15 protein-coding genes are annotated in these 14299 nt (G+C 66.3%); 12 read left to right on the top strand and 3 right to left on the bottom strand.

Annotated features, from left to right (window positions below; genetic code table 11):
- Window positions 1-30 precede the first annotated feature (30 nt).
- The 9 genes from C7H85_RS03330 (at window position 31) to C7H85_RS03290 (ending at window position 6812) form a co-directional block, all read left to right on the top strand.
- Window positions 31-1017, top strand: coding sequence for a thiamine pyrophosphate-dependent dehydrogenase E1 component subunit alpha (locus C7H85_RS03330; protein ID WP_106728271.1), 987 nt, complete (start codon window positions 31-33; stop codon window positions 1015-1017).
- Between the two features lie 25 nt (window positions 1018-1042).
- Window positions 1043-2071: an alpha-ketoacid dehydrogenase subunit beta gene (locus tag C7H85_RS03325; protein ID WP_106728270.1), complete on the top strand. Its 1029-nt coding sequence runs from the start codon at window positions 1043-1045 to the stop codon at window positions 2069-2071.
- Window positions 2068-2310 (top strand): biotin/lipoyl-containing protein, encoded by a 243-nt coding sequence (locus tag C7H85_RS03320; RefSeq protein WP_106728269.1) that lies wholly within the window; start codon window positions 2068-2070, stop codon window positions 2308-2310. The genes C7H85_RS03325 and C7H85_RS03320 overlap by 4 nt, the downstream gene beginning before the upstream one ends.
- The gene (locus C7H85_RS03315) at window positions 2307-3014 is read left to right on the top strand and encodes a 2-oxo acid dehydrogenase subunit E2 (RefSeq protein WP_106728268.1); all 708 of its coding nucleotides are present in this window, start codon (window positions 2307-2309) and stop codon (window positions 3012-3014) included. Before C7H85_RS03320 ends, C7H85_RS03315 begins: the two co-directional genes overlap by 4 nt.
- Entirely contained in the window at window positions 2995-3735 is a 741-nt protein-coding gene (locus tag C7H85_RS03310) for a lipoate--protein ligase family protein (protein WP_106728267.1), read from the top strand. Before C7H85_RS03315 ends, C7H85_RS03310 begins: the two co-directional genes overlap by 20 nt.
- Window positions 3719-4303: a gluconate 2-dehydrogenase subunit 3 family protein gene (locus C7H85_RS03305; RefSeq protein ID WP_106728266.1), complete on the top strand. Its 585-nt coding sequence runs from the start codon at window positions 3719-3721 to the stop codon at window positions 4301-4303. Before C7H85_RS03310 ends, C7H85_RS03305 begins: the two co-directional genes overlap by 17 nt.
- Before the next feature lie 40 nt (window positions 4304-4343).
- Window positions 4344-5918: a GMC family oxidoreductase gene (locus tag C7H85_RS03300; RefSeq protein ID WP_106728265.1), complete on the top strand. Its 1575-nt coding sequence runs from the start codon at window positions 4344-4346 to the stop codon at window positions 5916-5918.
- A gap of 29 nt (window positions 5919-5947) precedes the next feature.
- Window positions 5948-6544, top strand: a complete 597-nt coding sequence (locus tag C7H85_RS03295) for a VOC family protein (RefSeq protein WP_210433546.1) — start codon at window positions 5948-5950, stop codon at window positions 6542-6544.
- A gap of 76 nt (window positions 6545-6620) precedes the next feature.
- Window positions 6621-6812 (top strand): hypothetical protein, encoded by a 192-nt coding sequence (locus C7H85_RS03290; RefSeq protein WP_106728264.1) that lies wholly within the window; start codon window positions 6621-6623, stop codon window positions 6810-6812.
- 37 nt (window positions 6813-6849) lie between these two features.
- On the opposite strand, the gene C7H85_RS03285 is transcribed toward C7H85_RS03290, so the two are convergent.
- The gene (locus C7H85_RS03285; protein ID WP_106728263.1) at window positions 6850-9741 is read right to left on the bottom strand and encodes an AMP-binding protein; all 2892 of its coding nucleotides are present in this window, start codon (window positions 9739-9741) and stop codon (window positions 6850-6852) included.
- Between the two features lie 171 nt (window positions 9742-9912).
- Here C7H85_RS03285 and C7H85_RS03280 point away from each other — a divergent pair, with 171 nt between their 5' ends.
- The 3 genes from C7H85_RS03280 to C7H85_RS03270 all read left to right on the top strand — a co-directional run bounded on the left by C7H85_RS03280 (window position 9913) and on the right by C7H85_RS03270 (window position 12913).
- Window positions 9913-11205: a tyrosine-type recombinase/integrase gene (locus C7H85_RS03280; protein ID WP_106728262.1), complete on the top strand. Its 1293-nt coding sequence runs from the start codon at window positions 9913-9915 to the stop codon at window positions 11203-11205.
- A gap of 141 nt (window positions 11206-11346) precedes the next feature.
- Window positions 11347-12393, top strand: coding sequence for a Gfo/Idh/MocA family protein (locus tag C7H85_RS03275; RefSeq protein WP_106728261.1), 1047 nt, complete (start codon window positions 11347-11349; stop codon window positions 12391-12393).
- Window positions 12365-12913, top strand: a complete 549-nt coding sequence (locus C7H85_RS03270; protein WP_168388229.1) for a heme-degrading domain-containing protein — start codon at window positions 12365-12367, stop codon at window positions 12911-12913. The genes C7H85_RS03275 and C7H85_RS03270 overlap by 29 nt, the downstream gene beginning before the upstream one ends.
- A 716-nt stretch (window positions 12914-13629) precedes the next feature.
- Here C7H85_RS03270 and C7H85_RS03265 read toward each other — a convergent pair.
- Window positions 13630-13968: a type II toxin-antitoxin system prevent-host-death family antitoxin gene (locus tag C7H85_RS03265; protein WP_106728260.1), complete on the bottom strand. Its 339-nt coding sequence runs from the start codon at window positions 13966-13968 to the stop codon at window positions 13630-13632.
- Window positions 13952-14206: a type II toxin-antitoxin system RelE family toxin gene (locus C7H85_RS03260; protein ID WP_106728259.1), complete on the bottom strand. Its 255-nt coding sequence runs from the start codon at window positions 14204-14206 to the stop codon at window positions 13952-13954. The genes C7H85_RS03265 and C7H85_RS03260 overlap by 17 nt, the downstream gene beginning before the upstream one ends.
- Window positions 14207-14299 lie beyond the last annotated feature (93 nt).

Below are 14299 nucleotides of genomic sequence, written 5' to 3'. Positions count from 1 at the left end.
CAGGCGAGGACTCAACCGCAAGGAGGGAACATGAAACCCGAACGCACTCAATTGCACTGGATGTATCAACAGATGCTGGTCAGTCGCTTCTTCGAGGAAGCGATCGAGAAAATCTACATGGAAGGCAAGAGCCCCGCCTTCAACATGGCCAAGGGGCCCATCCCCGGCGAAATGCACTTGTCCAACGGCCAGGAGCCCTGCGCCGTGGGGGTGTGCGCCCACCTGGCGGCCAGCGACATCGTCACCGCCACCCACCGGCCCCACCATATCGCCATCGCCAAGGGGGTGAACCTGAACGAGATGGCGGCGGAGATCTTCGGCAAGGAAACGGGGCTGAGCGGCGGCCGCGGCGGCCATATGCACCTGTTCGACGGCCGGGTGAACTTTTCCTGCTCCGGCATCATCGCCCAGGGCATGGGCCCGGCGGTGGGCGCGGCCCTGTCGCGCAAGCTGCAGGGCAAACCCGGGGTGGCGGTGGCCTTTCTCGGCGAAGGCGCGGCCAACCAGGGCGCCTTCCACGAAACCCTGAATCTGGCGGCGGTATGGCAGCTGCCGGTGGTGTTCGTGATCGAGGACAACGCCTGGGGCATCTCGGTGGCCAAGCGCCAGTCCACCGCGGTGGACCGTAACGACGGCCGCGCCGCCGCCTACGGCATGCCCGGGACCTTCGTGCCCGGCAACGACCCCGTCGCCATCTTCGCGGCGGCGGGCGAGGCCATCGACCGGGCCCGCCGGGGTGAGGGGCCCAGCCTTATCGAAATCGAAACCTACCGCCTGGCCGGCCATTTCATGGGCGATGCCGAGGGTTACCGGCCCGAGGGCGAGAAGGAAGCGCTGCAGGCCCGGGATCCCATTCCCGCCTTCCGCACCCTGCTGCTCGGCGAAGGTGCCCTGACCGAGGCGGAAGACCAGCACCTGGTGCAGGCCGCCCGCGAGCGGGTGGACGCCGCCATCCGCTTCGCCCGGGACAGTGCCTACCCGGCGCCGGAAACCGCCCTGGAAAAGGTATTCGTTTGAAACATTCAACATTGAGGAAAGCCTGATGAGTACCCAGACCAAAGAACGCAAACTGACCATCGCCCGGGCCATGGCCGAGGCCATCGCCCAGGAGATGCGCGCCGATCCCACCGTGTTCGTGATGGGCGAGGACATCGGCCCGCTCGGCGGGGTGTTCGGCAACACCCGCGGCCTCTACGACGAATTCGGCCCGGAGCGGGTGCGCGACACCCCCATTTCGGAAACCGCCTTTATCGGCGCCGCCGTGGGGGCGGCCTCCGACGGCATGCGGCCCATCGTCGAGCTGATGTTCGTCGACTTCTTCGGGGTCTGCATGGACGCCATTTACAACCTGATGGCCAAGAACACCTACTTCTCCGGCGGCAAGATCCCGGTACCCATGGTGCTGATGGCCTCCACCGGCGGCGGCTACAGCGACGCCGGCCAGCATTCCCAGTGCCTGCACGCCACCTTCGCCCACCTGCCGGGCATGAAGGTGGTGGCTCCCTCCAACGCCTACGACGCCAAGGGGCTGATGATCGCCGCCATCCGCGACAACAACCCGGTGGTGTTCCTGTTCCACAAGGCGCTGCAGGGCATGGGCTGGCTCGGCACCGAGAAGGACGCCATCGTCCACGTGCCGGAAGAGGCCTACCAGTTGCCCATCGGCCAGGCGGCGGTGGTGCGCGAAGGCAGCGACATCACCATCGTCGGCATCACCTCCGGGGTGCACCACGGCCTGAAGGCGGCCCGCCTCCTGGCGGAGGAGGGCATCAGCGCCGAGGTGGTGGACCTGCGCGCCCTGGTGCCGCTGGACCGCGACACCGTGCTGGCCTCGGTGGCCAGGACCGGCCGGCTGCTGGTGGTGGACGAGGACTACCACAGCTTCGGGCTGAGCGGCGAGATCATCGCCTCCGTCGCCGAACGGGGCCTGGCCCTGAAGGCCCCGCCCAAACGGGTGGCCTTTCCCGACATTCCCATTCCCTTTACCCCGCCGATGGAGCAATGGGCGCTGCCCAGCGCGGACAAGGTCGTCCAGGCCTGTCGGCAACTGATGCAGGAGCAACAAGCATGAGCCACGCCATACTCATCCCCCATGATCTCTGGGAAGAAGCCGACGACGCCGTGATCACCGCCTGGCTGTCGTCCGACGGCGACGCGGTCGAGGCCGGCCAGGTGGTGGCCGAGATCATGGTGCAGAAGATACAGCACGACATCCTGGCCCCGGCGGCCGGCCGCCTGCGTATCCTGAAGGACGCGGACGAAGTGGTCGCCAAGGGCGAGCAGATCGCCGCACTGGAGGACGCATCATGACCATGACCGCGGTTGCCGACATCCGCCGCACCCCGCTCCGGGGTATGCGCGCCATGATCGCCGGCGCCATGCGCAAGAGCCTGGACGAGGCGGCCCAGCTCAGCCACCAGGGGGAGTGCGACGTCACCTCCCTGCTGGAGCACAAGGCGGCCCTGGACGAGGCGGGCATCCGGGTGTCGCTGGAGGATCTGCTGGCCCACGGCCTGATCCGGGCGCTGCGGCGGCATCCGCTGCTCAACGGCCGGCTGGAGGGCAACGAGATCCTGCATTACGACGCGGTGCACCTGAGTTTTGCCATGGCCCTGAGCGAGACCCAACTGGTGGCCCCGGCGCTGTTCGACGCCGAGCGGCTGAGCCTGACCGAGCTGGCGGCGGCGCGCAAGGCGCTGGTGGCGCGGGCCCGGGCCGGCCGGCTGTCGGTGAGCGAGATGACCGGTGGCACCTTCACCCTCACCAACCTGGGTCGCTCGCGGGTGCGCTTCTTCACCCCGGTCATCAACCTGCCGCAGCTGGCCATCCTCGGCATCGGCGAAACCCGGCGGGTGCCGGTGGTCGGCGCCGACGGCGAGATACGGGCGCGCTCCCTGATGGGGCTGTCGCTCACCTTCGACCACCGGGCGGTGGACGGCGGACCAGCCGCCGCCTTCTTCGACACCCTGTGCCGGTTGCTGGAAGGAGAACCCGATGAGCCTGCCCAACCCTGATGCCCTGCCCGGCGGCCTGCCGCCGCTGCTGAGCCCGGAGCGGGGGCTGGCCCGGGAGCAGCAACTGCTGGAGGCGGTGGTGCGCGGCGGGCGGAACTACGGCTTCCTGCTCTGGCGCAGCCGCCGCGCCCTGGTGGTGCCCACCGCCTCGAGCCGGCTGCCGGGCTTCGAGCTCGCCGGCCAGCGCCTGGCCCGGCGCGGCTGGCCCCTGGTGCTGCGCCAGACCGGGGGCGATCTCACGGTGCAGAGCCCGCACCTGCTCAACGTGGCCATGGTGTTCACCCTCAACCCGGCCCCCGGGGCCATCGGCCAGGCCTACCGGCGCTTCTGCCGGCCGCTGCTCGCGGCCCTGGCGGAGATGGGCATCGACGCCTACTGCGGCGCCGTGCCCGGGGCCTTCTGCGATGGCGACTACAACCTGGTGGTGGACGGCCGCAAGCTCGCCGGCACCGCCCAGCGGTGGCGCAAGGTGCAGGGGCGGGGGGCCCAGGCGGTGCTGGCCCATGCCGCCATCCTCTGCGACGAGGACGAGGGCGAGCTGTGCCGGCTGACCAACGACTTTTACCGCTACTGCCGGCAACCCCAGCGGGTGCGGGGAGACCGGCACGTGACCGTCTCCCGCCTGCTGGGGCTGGGGCCCGGCCACAGCGCCATGGCGCTGCTGGGGCGCACCCTGCAGCAGCATCTTTCACGGAGGAATGAAGATGAAGGACAAGCATGAACGGATACCGGTGGCCGAGGTGGAGGCCACCCCTGGCCTAAGCCGGCGGCGCTTTCTGGCCGCGGGCAGCATGGTGGCCCTGGGGGTGGGCGCCCTGTCGGCCACCGGCCTCGAGGCCTCGGCCCGGGAAGCCCTGGCCCGGGAGTTCACCCTGCTGGGCGCCGAGGCGGGCAACACCCTGCTGGTGCTGGCCCGGGACATCTTTCCCCACGACCACATCGAGGACCGCTACTACCGGCAGGCCCTGGCGCCGCTCGAGGCCCAGGCCGCCGACGACGCCGAGCTCAGGCAGCTGCTGGCCGAGGGCACGGCCACCCTGGACGAGCTGGCCGGGGCGCGCTTCCAGCGGCCCTACGCCGCCATCGAGCGAGAGAGCGATCGCCTGGTGCTGCTCTACCAGATCGAGCACGGCGCCTTCTTCCAGCGGCTGAAGGGCCACCTGGTCACCGGTTTTTACGACAACAAGGAAGTCTGGCCCCTGTTCGGCTACGAGGGCTCGTCCTGGGAGCAGGGCGGCTACCTCAACCGGGGCTTCAACGACATCGACTGGCTGGAGCAGGACGCCTGAGCGGGCGGCCCCGGCCAACAACCATCCCAAGGAGAGCATTATGAGCGCGACCTTCTCACTGGACGACGACAGCGTCGTGGTGATCATCGGCTCCGGCGCCGGTGGCGGCACCCTGGCCGACGAACTGACCCAAAAAGGCGTCAAGGTGGTGATCCTCGAAGCGGGCAGGCACTACACCCAGGCCGACTTCGAGAACGACGAATGGGCCATGTTCCACAAGATTTCCTGGCTGGACAAGCGCATTTCCGCCGGCGGCTGGCACCACGCCGAAACCTACCCCAACCTGCCGGCCTGGATAGTGAAGGGGGTGGGGGGCTCGACCATGCACTTCTCCGGCCTGGCCCTGCGCTTTTTGCCCCACGACTTCGAGACCCGCAGCGTCTACGGCGAGGTCAAGGGCGCCAATGTGCTGGACTGGCCCATCGGCTATGACGAGCTGGCTCCCTACTACGACATCGCCGAGCGCAAGATGGGGGTGGCGGGCACCCAGGCCAGCGGCCTGCCCGAGATGCCGCCCAACAACCACTACCAGGTGATCGCCGCCGGCGCCCGCAAGGTGGGCTACAAGGACATCAGCCGGCCGGTGGCCTCCAACACCCGGCCCAACGACGGTCGTCCCGCCTGCCAGCAGATCGGTTTTTGCATGCAGGGCTGCAAGATAGGCGCCAAATGGTCGACCCTGTATGCGGAGATCCCCCGTGCACTGAAGACCGGGCTCGCCGAGCTGCGGCCCCAGAGCATGGTGCTGCGCATCGAGCACGACGCCCAGGGCAAGGCCAGCGGCGTGCTCTACGCCGACAAGGACGGCAAGCTGCAGCTGCAGAAGGCGCGGGTGGTGTGCGTGGCGGGCAATTCCATCGAATCGCCCCGGCTGCTGCTCAACTCCGCCTCCAGCCTGTTCCCCGACGGCCTGGCCAATTCCTCCGGCCAGGTGGGCCGCAACTACATGACCCACACCACGGCGGCGGCGGTGGCCATCCACCAGGGGCCGGTGCGCATGTACCGGGGCTTCGACATCGCCGCGGTGATCTCGGACGAGGCCGAGCTCAAGCCGGAGCGGGGCTTCCTCGGCGGCTACCACCTGGAAGGCCTGGCCCTGCACCTGCCCTTTACCGCCGCCTTTATGAAGCCGGGCGGCTGGGGCCGGGAAGTGACCTCGGCCCTGGAGCAGTACGACCACATGAGCTGCGTCTGGGTCTGTGGCGAGGACATGCCCCAGGAGGAGAACGGCATCAGCCTGCATGCCAGCGAGAAGGATCAGTACGGCCTGCCGGTGCCCGTGGTCACCAAGACCGATCACACCAACGACGCCATCATGCGCCGCCACGGTCTGGCCCAGTGGCGCAAGGTGTCGGAGGCGGTGGGGGCGACCCGGGTTGTCGACATGCCGCCCTATCCGGCCAGCCACAACATGGGCACCAACCGCATGAGCGCCAAGGCGCGGGACGGGGTGGTCAACAAATGGGGCCAGAGCCACGACCTGGGCAACCTCTTCGTCTCCGACGGCAGCCAGTTCACCTCCAGCTCCGCCGCCAACCCGACCCTGACCATAGTCGCGCTGGCGGTACGCCAGGCCGAATACATCGCCAACGCCATGAGCCGGCGGGAACTCTGATCCCGCCCCGAACCAGAAAGGAAGCAAAGATGATAAAACAAGGACTGACCGGCAGCCTGATCGGGGCCGCCCTGGCCACCCCCCTCCCGGCCGCCGCCGATCCCATGCCGGGCATGAAGGGCCTGCAGCACATCGGCATTACCGTGCCCCGACTGGAGGAGGCGGTCGACTTCTTCGAGCAGGTGCTCGGCTGCGAGCCCTTCTTCACCTTCGGCGAGTTCAGCTTCGAGGACGACTGGATGGAGCGCCACCTGAACGTGCACCCGCGGGCCCGCATCCGCGACTTCCAGATGGTGCGCTGCGGCAACGGCACCAACCTCGAAGTGTTCGAATACAGCGCCCCGGATCAGAACCGGCGTGGGCTGCGCAACAGCGATATCGGCGGCCACCATCTGGCGTTTTACGTGGACGACATGGCCGCCGCCGTGGCCGACCTGACAGAGCGGGGGATACGGGTGCTGGGCGAACCCAGTACCTTCACCGAGGGGCCGGCGGCGGGGCTGACCTGGGTCTACTTCCTGGCGCCCTGGGGCCTGCAGCTGGAGCTGGTCAGTGCCCCCGGCGGCATGGCCTATGAGCAGGGGCTGGAGCGCGAGCTCTGGGATCCGCGCACGCCGGCCCGGTAGCCGAACGGCTCGCATGGAGTAAACGGGGCCCAGCGTTCATACTGTTTATTAGGCGGTTGATGTGGAGGTGAACACCATGGATCTGTCAAGGCTGCATGAGGGCATGCTCTGTGCCACGCAAAAGGGCCCGGGTTGGATAATGTCGATCGATGCCGAACACCATCGGTTGCACATGAAGGCCCAGGGGGAAGAACGGGAGTTCGACGTCGATCTGGATGATATTCTCGACGACCCCCAGGTACACAACCCGGAAGACACCTATTACTGACCTTCCGACCCGCTCCGGCGGGTCGTTTTTTATTCCCTTATTCCTCCTCCTGCTCTGTCGTTGCCAGCTGCTGAGCGATCCAGGCACGGGCCGCCTGTCTGAGCCGCACCGCCGCCGCGAACACTTCCTCGTCCTCCTGCCGGGGCGGCAGGGGGGCTCCCACCTCCACCTCAAGGGCGCCGTGCCGGGGCCACCAGCGGCTGGCGGGCAGCACCCATCGGCTGCCGCGGATGGTGACCGGCACCACCGGCACGGACGCGCCGGCGGCGGCGAGAAAACCGCCCAGGTGAAAGGGCAGCAGCCCCGGGCGGGCGATGAAGGTCCCTTCCGGGAACACCAGCAGCGAGCGCCCGCCCTTGACCAGCTCGGCCATGCGATTGGCGTCTTCCACGCTGCGCCGCAGTTCGACGCGCTCGACAAATTCCACCCCCAGTTTCTTCAGGTAGCGACCAGCGACGAACTGCTCGCCCAGCTCCCGTTTGGCGATAAAGGCATAGGGCCGGGGCAGGGCCGCCACCAGCAACAGGCCATCCAGGTAGCTGGCGTGGTTGCACACCAGCACGCAGGGGCCCGCCGGCAGTCGCTCCAGTCCCGCCACCCTGAAGGGCGTGCCGGTCAGGCGCAGCAGCCAGCGGGCCGCCCGGCCGCCGAGGCGCCAGGCGAAAGCGGGCGACCGGGTGGCGAGGGTCGCCAGCCAGGTCGGGGGGGCCAACAGCCCGAGCATCAGCATGGCGTGCAGGGCGAAGGCGGCGCGGGCCAGCTGCCCGCCCAGGCGGCGTAGCCAGAGCGCGGCGCTGCCTACCCCTAAGCGCAGCAGCTGGAACCGGGCCGTGGGGGCCGCCTTGCCGATACCCCCCTGCTGGTAGAGGTTACGGCAGGCGGCGCGGCGCACCTTGCCGCTGGAGGTCTTGAGCACCGTGTGAGGGGGGGCCAGCACCACCTCGTCGGGCGGCTCGCCCAGCACACCCAGTACCGCCTTCACCACCTCCTGACGCAGGCGGTCGAGGGCGCCTCCGTCCAGGCGGGTTTCGGCCAGCACCACCAGGCGTTCGGTGCCGGTGGCCGGATCCGGGCTGCCGAACACCGCCACCCCGCCCTTGCGCACGCCCTCCACGGCGGCGACCCTGTCTTCTATTTCCTGGGGGTAGAGGTTGCGGCCGCCGCGGATCACCATGTCCTTCACCCGCCCGGTAAGGTACACCTCGCCGGCGGCGACATAGGCGCGATCGCCGGTGTCGAGCCAGCCGTCGTGAAACAACCCGGCGGTGGCCTCGCTGTTACGGAAGTAGCCCCGGGTGGCCGACGGCCCCTTGAACTCCAGCCGCCCCTCGATACGCTCGGTCACCTCCTGGCCGGCCTCGTCGACGATGCGGATGGCGTGACCGGGTAAAGGGACCCCGCAGGACACGAAACGCTGGGCGCCCTGGTCCCCCTCGGCGGCGGGCAGGGCGCGGTGCTCGAGTGCCAGGGGCTCGCGCCGGATGCCATCGATCACGGGGCCGCGCCCGAGCGGAGGAAACAGCAGGCCGACCGAGGCCTCGGCCAGGCCGTAGACGGGGGTGACGGCTTCCGGCCTGAGGCCGTAGGGGGTGAAACGCTCGGTGAAGCGCCGCAGGGTGTCGGGGCTGACCGCCTCGGCGCCGTTGAAGGCCAGCCGCCAATGGCTCAGGTCGAGTCCTTCCAGCGCCGCCGGCGCGATGCGTTTCAGGCAGAGTTCGTAGGCGAAGTTGGGCGCCGCCGAGAGGGTGCCGCGATAGCGGTGGATGGCCCACAGCCAGCGTTCGGGCCTGGCCAGGAAGGTGAGGGGTGACATCACCACCAGCGGAAAACCGACACAGAGGCTGCCGAGAAAGGCGCCGATAAGTCCCATGTCGTGGTACAGCGGCAGCCAGCTGACGAAGACGTCGCGCGGGCTGGCCGCCAGCACCTGCTGCATGGCGCGGATGTTGGCGAGCAGGTTGGCGTGGCTCAGCACCACCCCCTTGGGATTGCCGGTGCTGCCCGAGGTGTACTGGATAAAAGCGGTGTCCTCGCCCCGGATCTCGACCGGGAGCAGGCTCTCCGCCGGCGCGACCATCTGCTCGGGGGTCGCCAGCCGGCGCAGTCCCGGCACTCGGGCCTGCAGCAGGCGGGCTACCACCTTGGCCTCGGGCACGGTGATCAGCAGCACGGCCGCGGCATTGGCGAGGATGCCGGCGTGGCGCAGTACATGATCTTCGAGCTGGGACGCCCGCGCCGGCGGGTAGATGGGCACCGGAATGGCGCCCATCAGCAGGATGCCGAAGTAGCAGTGAAAGTAGGCGAGGGAAGTGGGCAGCATGATGGCCACGGCCTGGCCCGGCGCGACCCCCGCCTGCTGCAGGGCGGCGGCCACCCTCCGGCTGCCGGCCGCCAGCTCGCCGTAACTGAGCGGCTGATCAGACTCGTCTGTTACCAGGATGCTCTGCACCCGCTGCGGATGCGCCCGCTCATGCCAGTCGAGTACCTCCAACAGGGTGCTGGCGGTGGTCAGCGCCTTGTCATCGTCGTCCGGCGGGGTGGGGCCGGGCGCCGTGGCCTGCTTCGGCCGGCCACGCGCCGCGGCGCGTGGTGCCTGTTCGATGGCGAGCAGCAGATCCCGGACTGTGTCGGCCCGCTGCAGGGTATCTTCCGGCAGGTCGAGCGCGAAGGCCTGTTCGATACGCAACAGCAGCTCCATCCGGGACAGGCTATCGAGGGCCAGATCCTGGTCGAGGGTGCTGTCGAGCCGGGCGGGCGGCATCGCCGGCGCATCCGGCTGCAGATCGCGCAGAGTCTGGTCGACCAGCTCGAGCAGCCTTTGCGCGTGCGGTCCGTCTTGTCGGGGACTGTTGTCTTCGTCTTGCACCGGGTCGCCCTGGTTGCGGTGGATCACGCCGCTGGCCGGATGCGGGTCGAGGTGCGGCGGCATCCGGGTCCAGCCTGTCTCTAACAACTATAGCCGTTGGCCGCCGCGGTAGCCCTTGTCGAGGATCGGCCCGCCCGGCGCTGTCCGTCATCGCCGGCAACCGGATTTATGGGTATGTGGTAACTTTTTGTTTTTGGTACACTATTTACCTGTTTTATACCACCCCAAGCGATCATGCCCGAGCTTCCTCCCGTTACTCCACTGTTCGACGCACCCCAATACCTGGAAGAGGGCAACAGCCTGGTCAACCAGCATATTGCCGAAGTCACCCTGAACCGGGTGGCGGACGCCGCCTTTATCTACGAGCATGCCATGGACTGGCTGCTGGAGAGCCGCTACAGCGAGAACAACTACAAGACCTATCGCAGCGAGCTGACCACCTTTTTGCATTGGTGCTTCGATGTGGAGCAGCTGTCGCCGGTGGCCCTGAGCCGGCGCGGCATCCAGCGTTATGTGGACTACTGCCTGGCGCCGCCGCCGGCCCTGATCGCCTATCGCAACGTGGCTCAGTTCGTGCTGGACAAGGACTGGGGCGAACGCCGGCCCAATCCGCTGTGGCGGCCGTTCCTGGGCAAGAAGGCGGACGGCGTGGCACAGCCGTACCGGCTGAGCGACAAGGCGCTCAAGACCAAGATGGCGGTGCTGTCATCCTTCTACGCCTATCTCATCAACGAGGAGGTGACTGAGCGCAACCCGGCGGTGATGTGGATGCGCCACAGCCGCTTCGGTGCCAGCCCGGTACCCGCCGGCCCCTTGGGTGAGGAAGAAGAGCTCAGGGTATTCAGTGACTTGCAGTGGTCCTACGTGATGGGCACCGCCGAGCGTCTGGCCCGGGAGCAGCCCGAGCGGCATGAGCGCACCCTGTTCCTGGTGTCGCTGATGTACGGCTGTTACCTGCGCATATCCGAAGTGGCGGCCCGGCCCGGTTTTTCGCCGGTGATGAGTCAGTTCCGCCGGGACGGCAAGACCGGGATCTGGAGCTTCCACATCCCGGTGAGCAAGGGCGGCAAACGGCGCACGGTGGCGGTGTCCCGGGAACTGCTGGCGGCGCTGACGCGCTACCGGGGTTACCTCAAGCTGTCGCCCTTGCCGGCGCCCAACGAAAACACACCACTGTTCGTGCGCCATCGGGCCGCCGGTCGGGGGAGGGAGCAAGGCCTGCTCAACGCCAACCTCGGCATCCGCCAGCTGCGCGAGCTGCTCGACGAGCTGATGGCCACCGCCGCCGATGTAGCCGCCGACGACGGTTTCGACCAGGACGCCGCCGAAATGCGCAGCCTCAGGGTGCACAGCATCCGCCATACCGGCATCACCCACGACATCAACTACAACGGCCGGCCGCTGTCCCATGTGCAGGCCGACGCCGGCCACGACAGCATCGACACCACCTCCCAGTACCTGCACACCGGCAAGGTGGAACGCCATGAAAGCGCCGCCAACAAGCGCCTGGACCGGCTGAAGTCCTGAAGGGCGGCCGTGGATAGCCCCAGGCCTTGATGGATTTGCATCAACAAAACATTAGAGGGTTATCTGCGCCTTTCTATAGTGTCAAGGTGTTGTTCTTGTCTGAGTCTGGTTGCCTTACGCAACAAACATCATGGAGATGATATGTTCCCCTCAACCTTACCCGTGCACCGCCGACCTGCCGCCAGTGACATTCCCGCCCTGCGCTGGGGCATTGTTGGTCCCGGCTGGATTGCCGATCACTTTGCCAATGCGCTGCGCCACCACACGCAACAGCGGCTGGTCGCCGTCTCGTCGCGCAGCAAGGCAAAAGCCGAGGCGTTTGCCCGCAAGTGGGAGATCCCGCACGCCTGTGAAGGTATCGACGCGCTGCTGAGCCGGGACGAGGTGGATGTGGTCTATATCGCAACGCCCCATAATCACCATTACCCGGATGGGCTGCGCGCGCTGGGCGCCGGCAAACATGTGCTGATCGAGAAGCCGTTGGCGCTCAACGCCCTTCAGGCGGCAGCGTTGCAGCAGGAAGCGTGCAGGCAGAACCGCCTGTGCGTGGAGGCGATGTGGTGCGACTTCACGCCGAAATACGATGTGATCCGCCAGTTGCTGGAAGATGGCGTACTGGGGGATCTGCATACCCTGATTGCCGACCACGGCGAGTTTTTCACCCCCGATCACCGTATTTTCAATGCCGATCTGGCGGGTGGCCCCATGCTCGATCTCGGCAGTTATCTGCTTGGTTTCAGCGGCCTGGTGGGCGGCGCGCCGGACAGCATCGTCGCCACAGGGCAGCCCGCCACCGACCGGGTGAACGGGCAGATCTCCATGCTGCTGACCCACCCGCAGGGCATGCATTCGGTGCTGAATACCACCCTGTTCAGCAATACCCCGGGCCGGGCCGTGATTGCCGGACGCGATGCCACTCTGGTGCTCGACGGCCAGTTCTATGCGCCGGGCAATTTCCGTCTTACCTCCAGTGATAACCAACACACACTGCACTGGCAGGAGCCGGCAAACCGCTATACCCAGCTCTGTCATGAAATTGAGCACATCGCCTGGTGTATCGGTCGGGGCCTGACCGACTCACCGGTACGTTCGCTGGCGACCTCGATCGCAACGCTGACGGCGATGGATGAAGTGAGAAGGCAGATAGGCGTGGTGTTTAATGAAGAGCAAACTGCCACTATTCAATAATCCGGAACAGGAAGAAGAGGTGAACGTGACCAATCTGATCAGCGCACTCGAACAGCAGGAGCGGGCCCTGGTGTTCAGCGGCTTTGATGAAGAGGCAGCCTATCGGCTGGGCACCGCGCTACGCGAACTGGCGGCAGCGGAGAGGGCGCCGGTAGTGATCGATATCCGCACCGCCAACCGCCGGCTGTATTTTGCGGCGCTGCCGGGTTCGGCGCCGGACAATGATGAATGGGCACGCCGCAAGGGCAATATGACGTTGCGCAAGCAGTGCTCGTCACTGCTGTGTGGCGAACGGTTGGCGGTGAAAGGCAAGGAAGTCGGGCCCGATATGGGTCTGGATCCGCTGGATTACGCCGCCCATGGCGGCAGCTTCCCGGTGCGGGTTGGGGGCGTCGGCGTCGTGGCGGTGATCACCGTATCGGGCCTGCCGGCGCGGGACGACCACGAACTCATCGTCCGGGCCCTGGCATCGCACCTGGAGGTGCAGAACATCGGCCTGGATACGCTGCTGGCGGGGTAGGCGGCGTTCACATCGAGCGGATAAACCGGGCAGGGCATGTGCCGTCGACGCCACGCTGTGGGTGGCCCTGTTTATTGTTCAGATGGCTTGTTGCCGATAATACAGTTTATCGGCATTTTCTTTTTGGGGCCTGTCCCATTGCAATCCTGGAACCTCCCCACAGCAGGCGGCCGTGAGGAGCGGGACCAAGTGTGACAATACCGGATGATACCATCCGCACCGGGGCTGGTTATTGGCACTTAAGGATCCGTGTTTGAACAGCCCCATGGATTCGAACCAATAATCATCTTTCAGACAGCACCGCTTTCGTTTATCCGCCATGCTACAGTATGCCGTTGACTCAGCGCAGCACATCGATCCCGAGCGAGCCCGCAGGATTAGAGAAAGGCTAAACCGAGTCCGGGGATAGCCCGGAGTCGAATTCCCCCCGTATTACTATACGGGGGGATAGTCGGCCACAGGCGCCACAGGACGCCCCCACCCCGCCGATACCGCGTTGCTGATGCTCCCTCTTGTCATACGACCGGCAGAGCCCGAGACGCTGAAAATCCCGTGTAGTGGGTCGCTTCGCTCCGGTTTGGCAGGGCACGGGGATGGATCGGCATGGGATGCAGGCACAAAAACGCGAAAGGCCCCCGCAGGGGCCTGATAGGACGCTGGTTTATCATGGGCTTCGCCCATACCCACCCCGCAAGCGGGGCCCCAGCCGATTATGCTTAGTCTTCCAGTTGAGCGACGGTGATCCCCAGGGCCGCGGCGGCCCGTTCCAGGGTACTACGGCGCGGATTGACCCCCGGCTTTTCCATCTGGGCCACGCTGGATTGACTGACACCCATACGGTCAGCCAGCTCCTGCTGACTCAGGCCCTGATAAGCCCGCCAGGCAGCCAGCAGTGACAGCCCCTTGTGTAGCTGCAAGCCCACCACTTCATGAGGGATGTAAGCGCCGGCTTCCTCCTGCTGACCGGTCAAAGCCAGCCATTCATCATAGGGCACCACGGCGAACGCAGGGCGCCCCCCCTGGCTGATGATTTGCACTTCAGTATGTCTGGCCATCGCGTTTCTTTACCTCCTCGATGCTGACAACTTTCACTTCGCCATCAAAGTCAAACAGGACCCGATAGCGGCCCACTCTTAGCCGGTAGTCATATTGATGGTTGGTCAGACGCTTAACGTTACGGCTTTCCGGAAACTGCTTTAACTCCTCAACACCGTCATAAATGACAACGGCATCTTGTTGAGGCAGCTTCAGCAATTGTTTCCTGGCTTTCTTCGACCAGCTTATTGAGTTCATGGCTTACATTATAAGATTTATTATCATATTGTAAAGGAATTATAAGGCTTATTATAAGCCTTTATCGGCGCGGAATAGAGGTGATGCACGAAG

Origin of the sequence: Zobellella endophytica, assembly GCF_003012775.1 — a bacterium.
In the GTDB taxonomy this organism is placed as follows: domain Bacteria; phylum Pseudomonadota; class Gammaproteobacteria; order Enterobacterales; family Aeromonadaceae; genus Oceanimonas; species Oceanimonas endophytica.
This window is presented reverse-complemented; position numbering and strand designations above follow the sequence as displayed.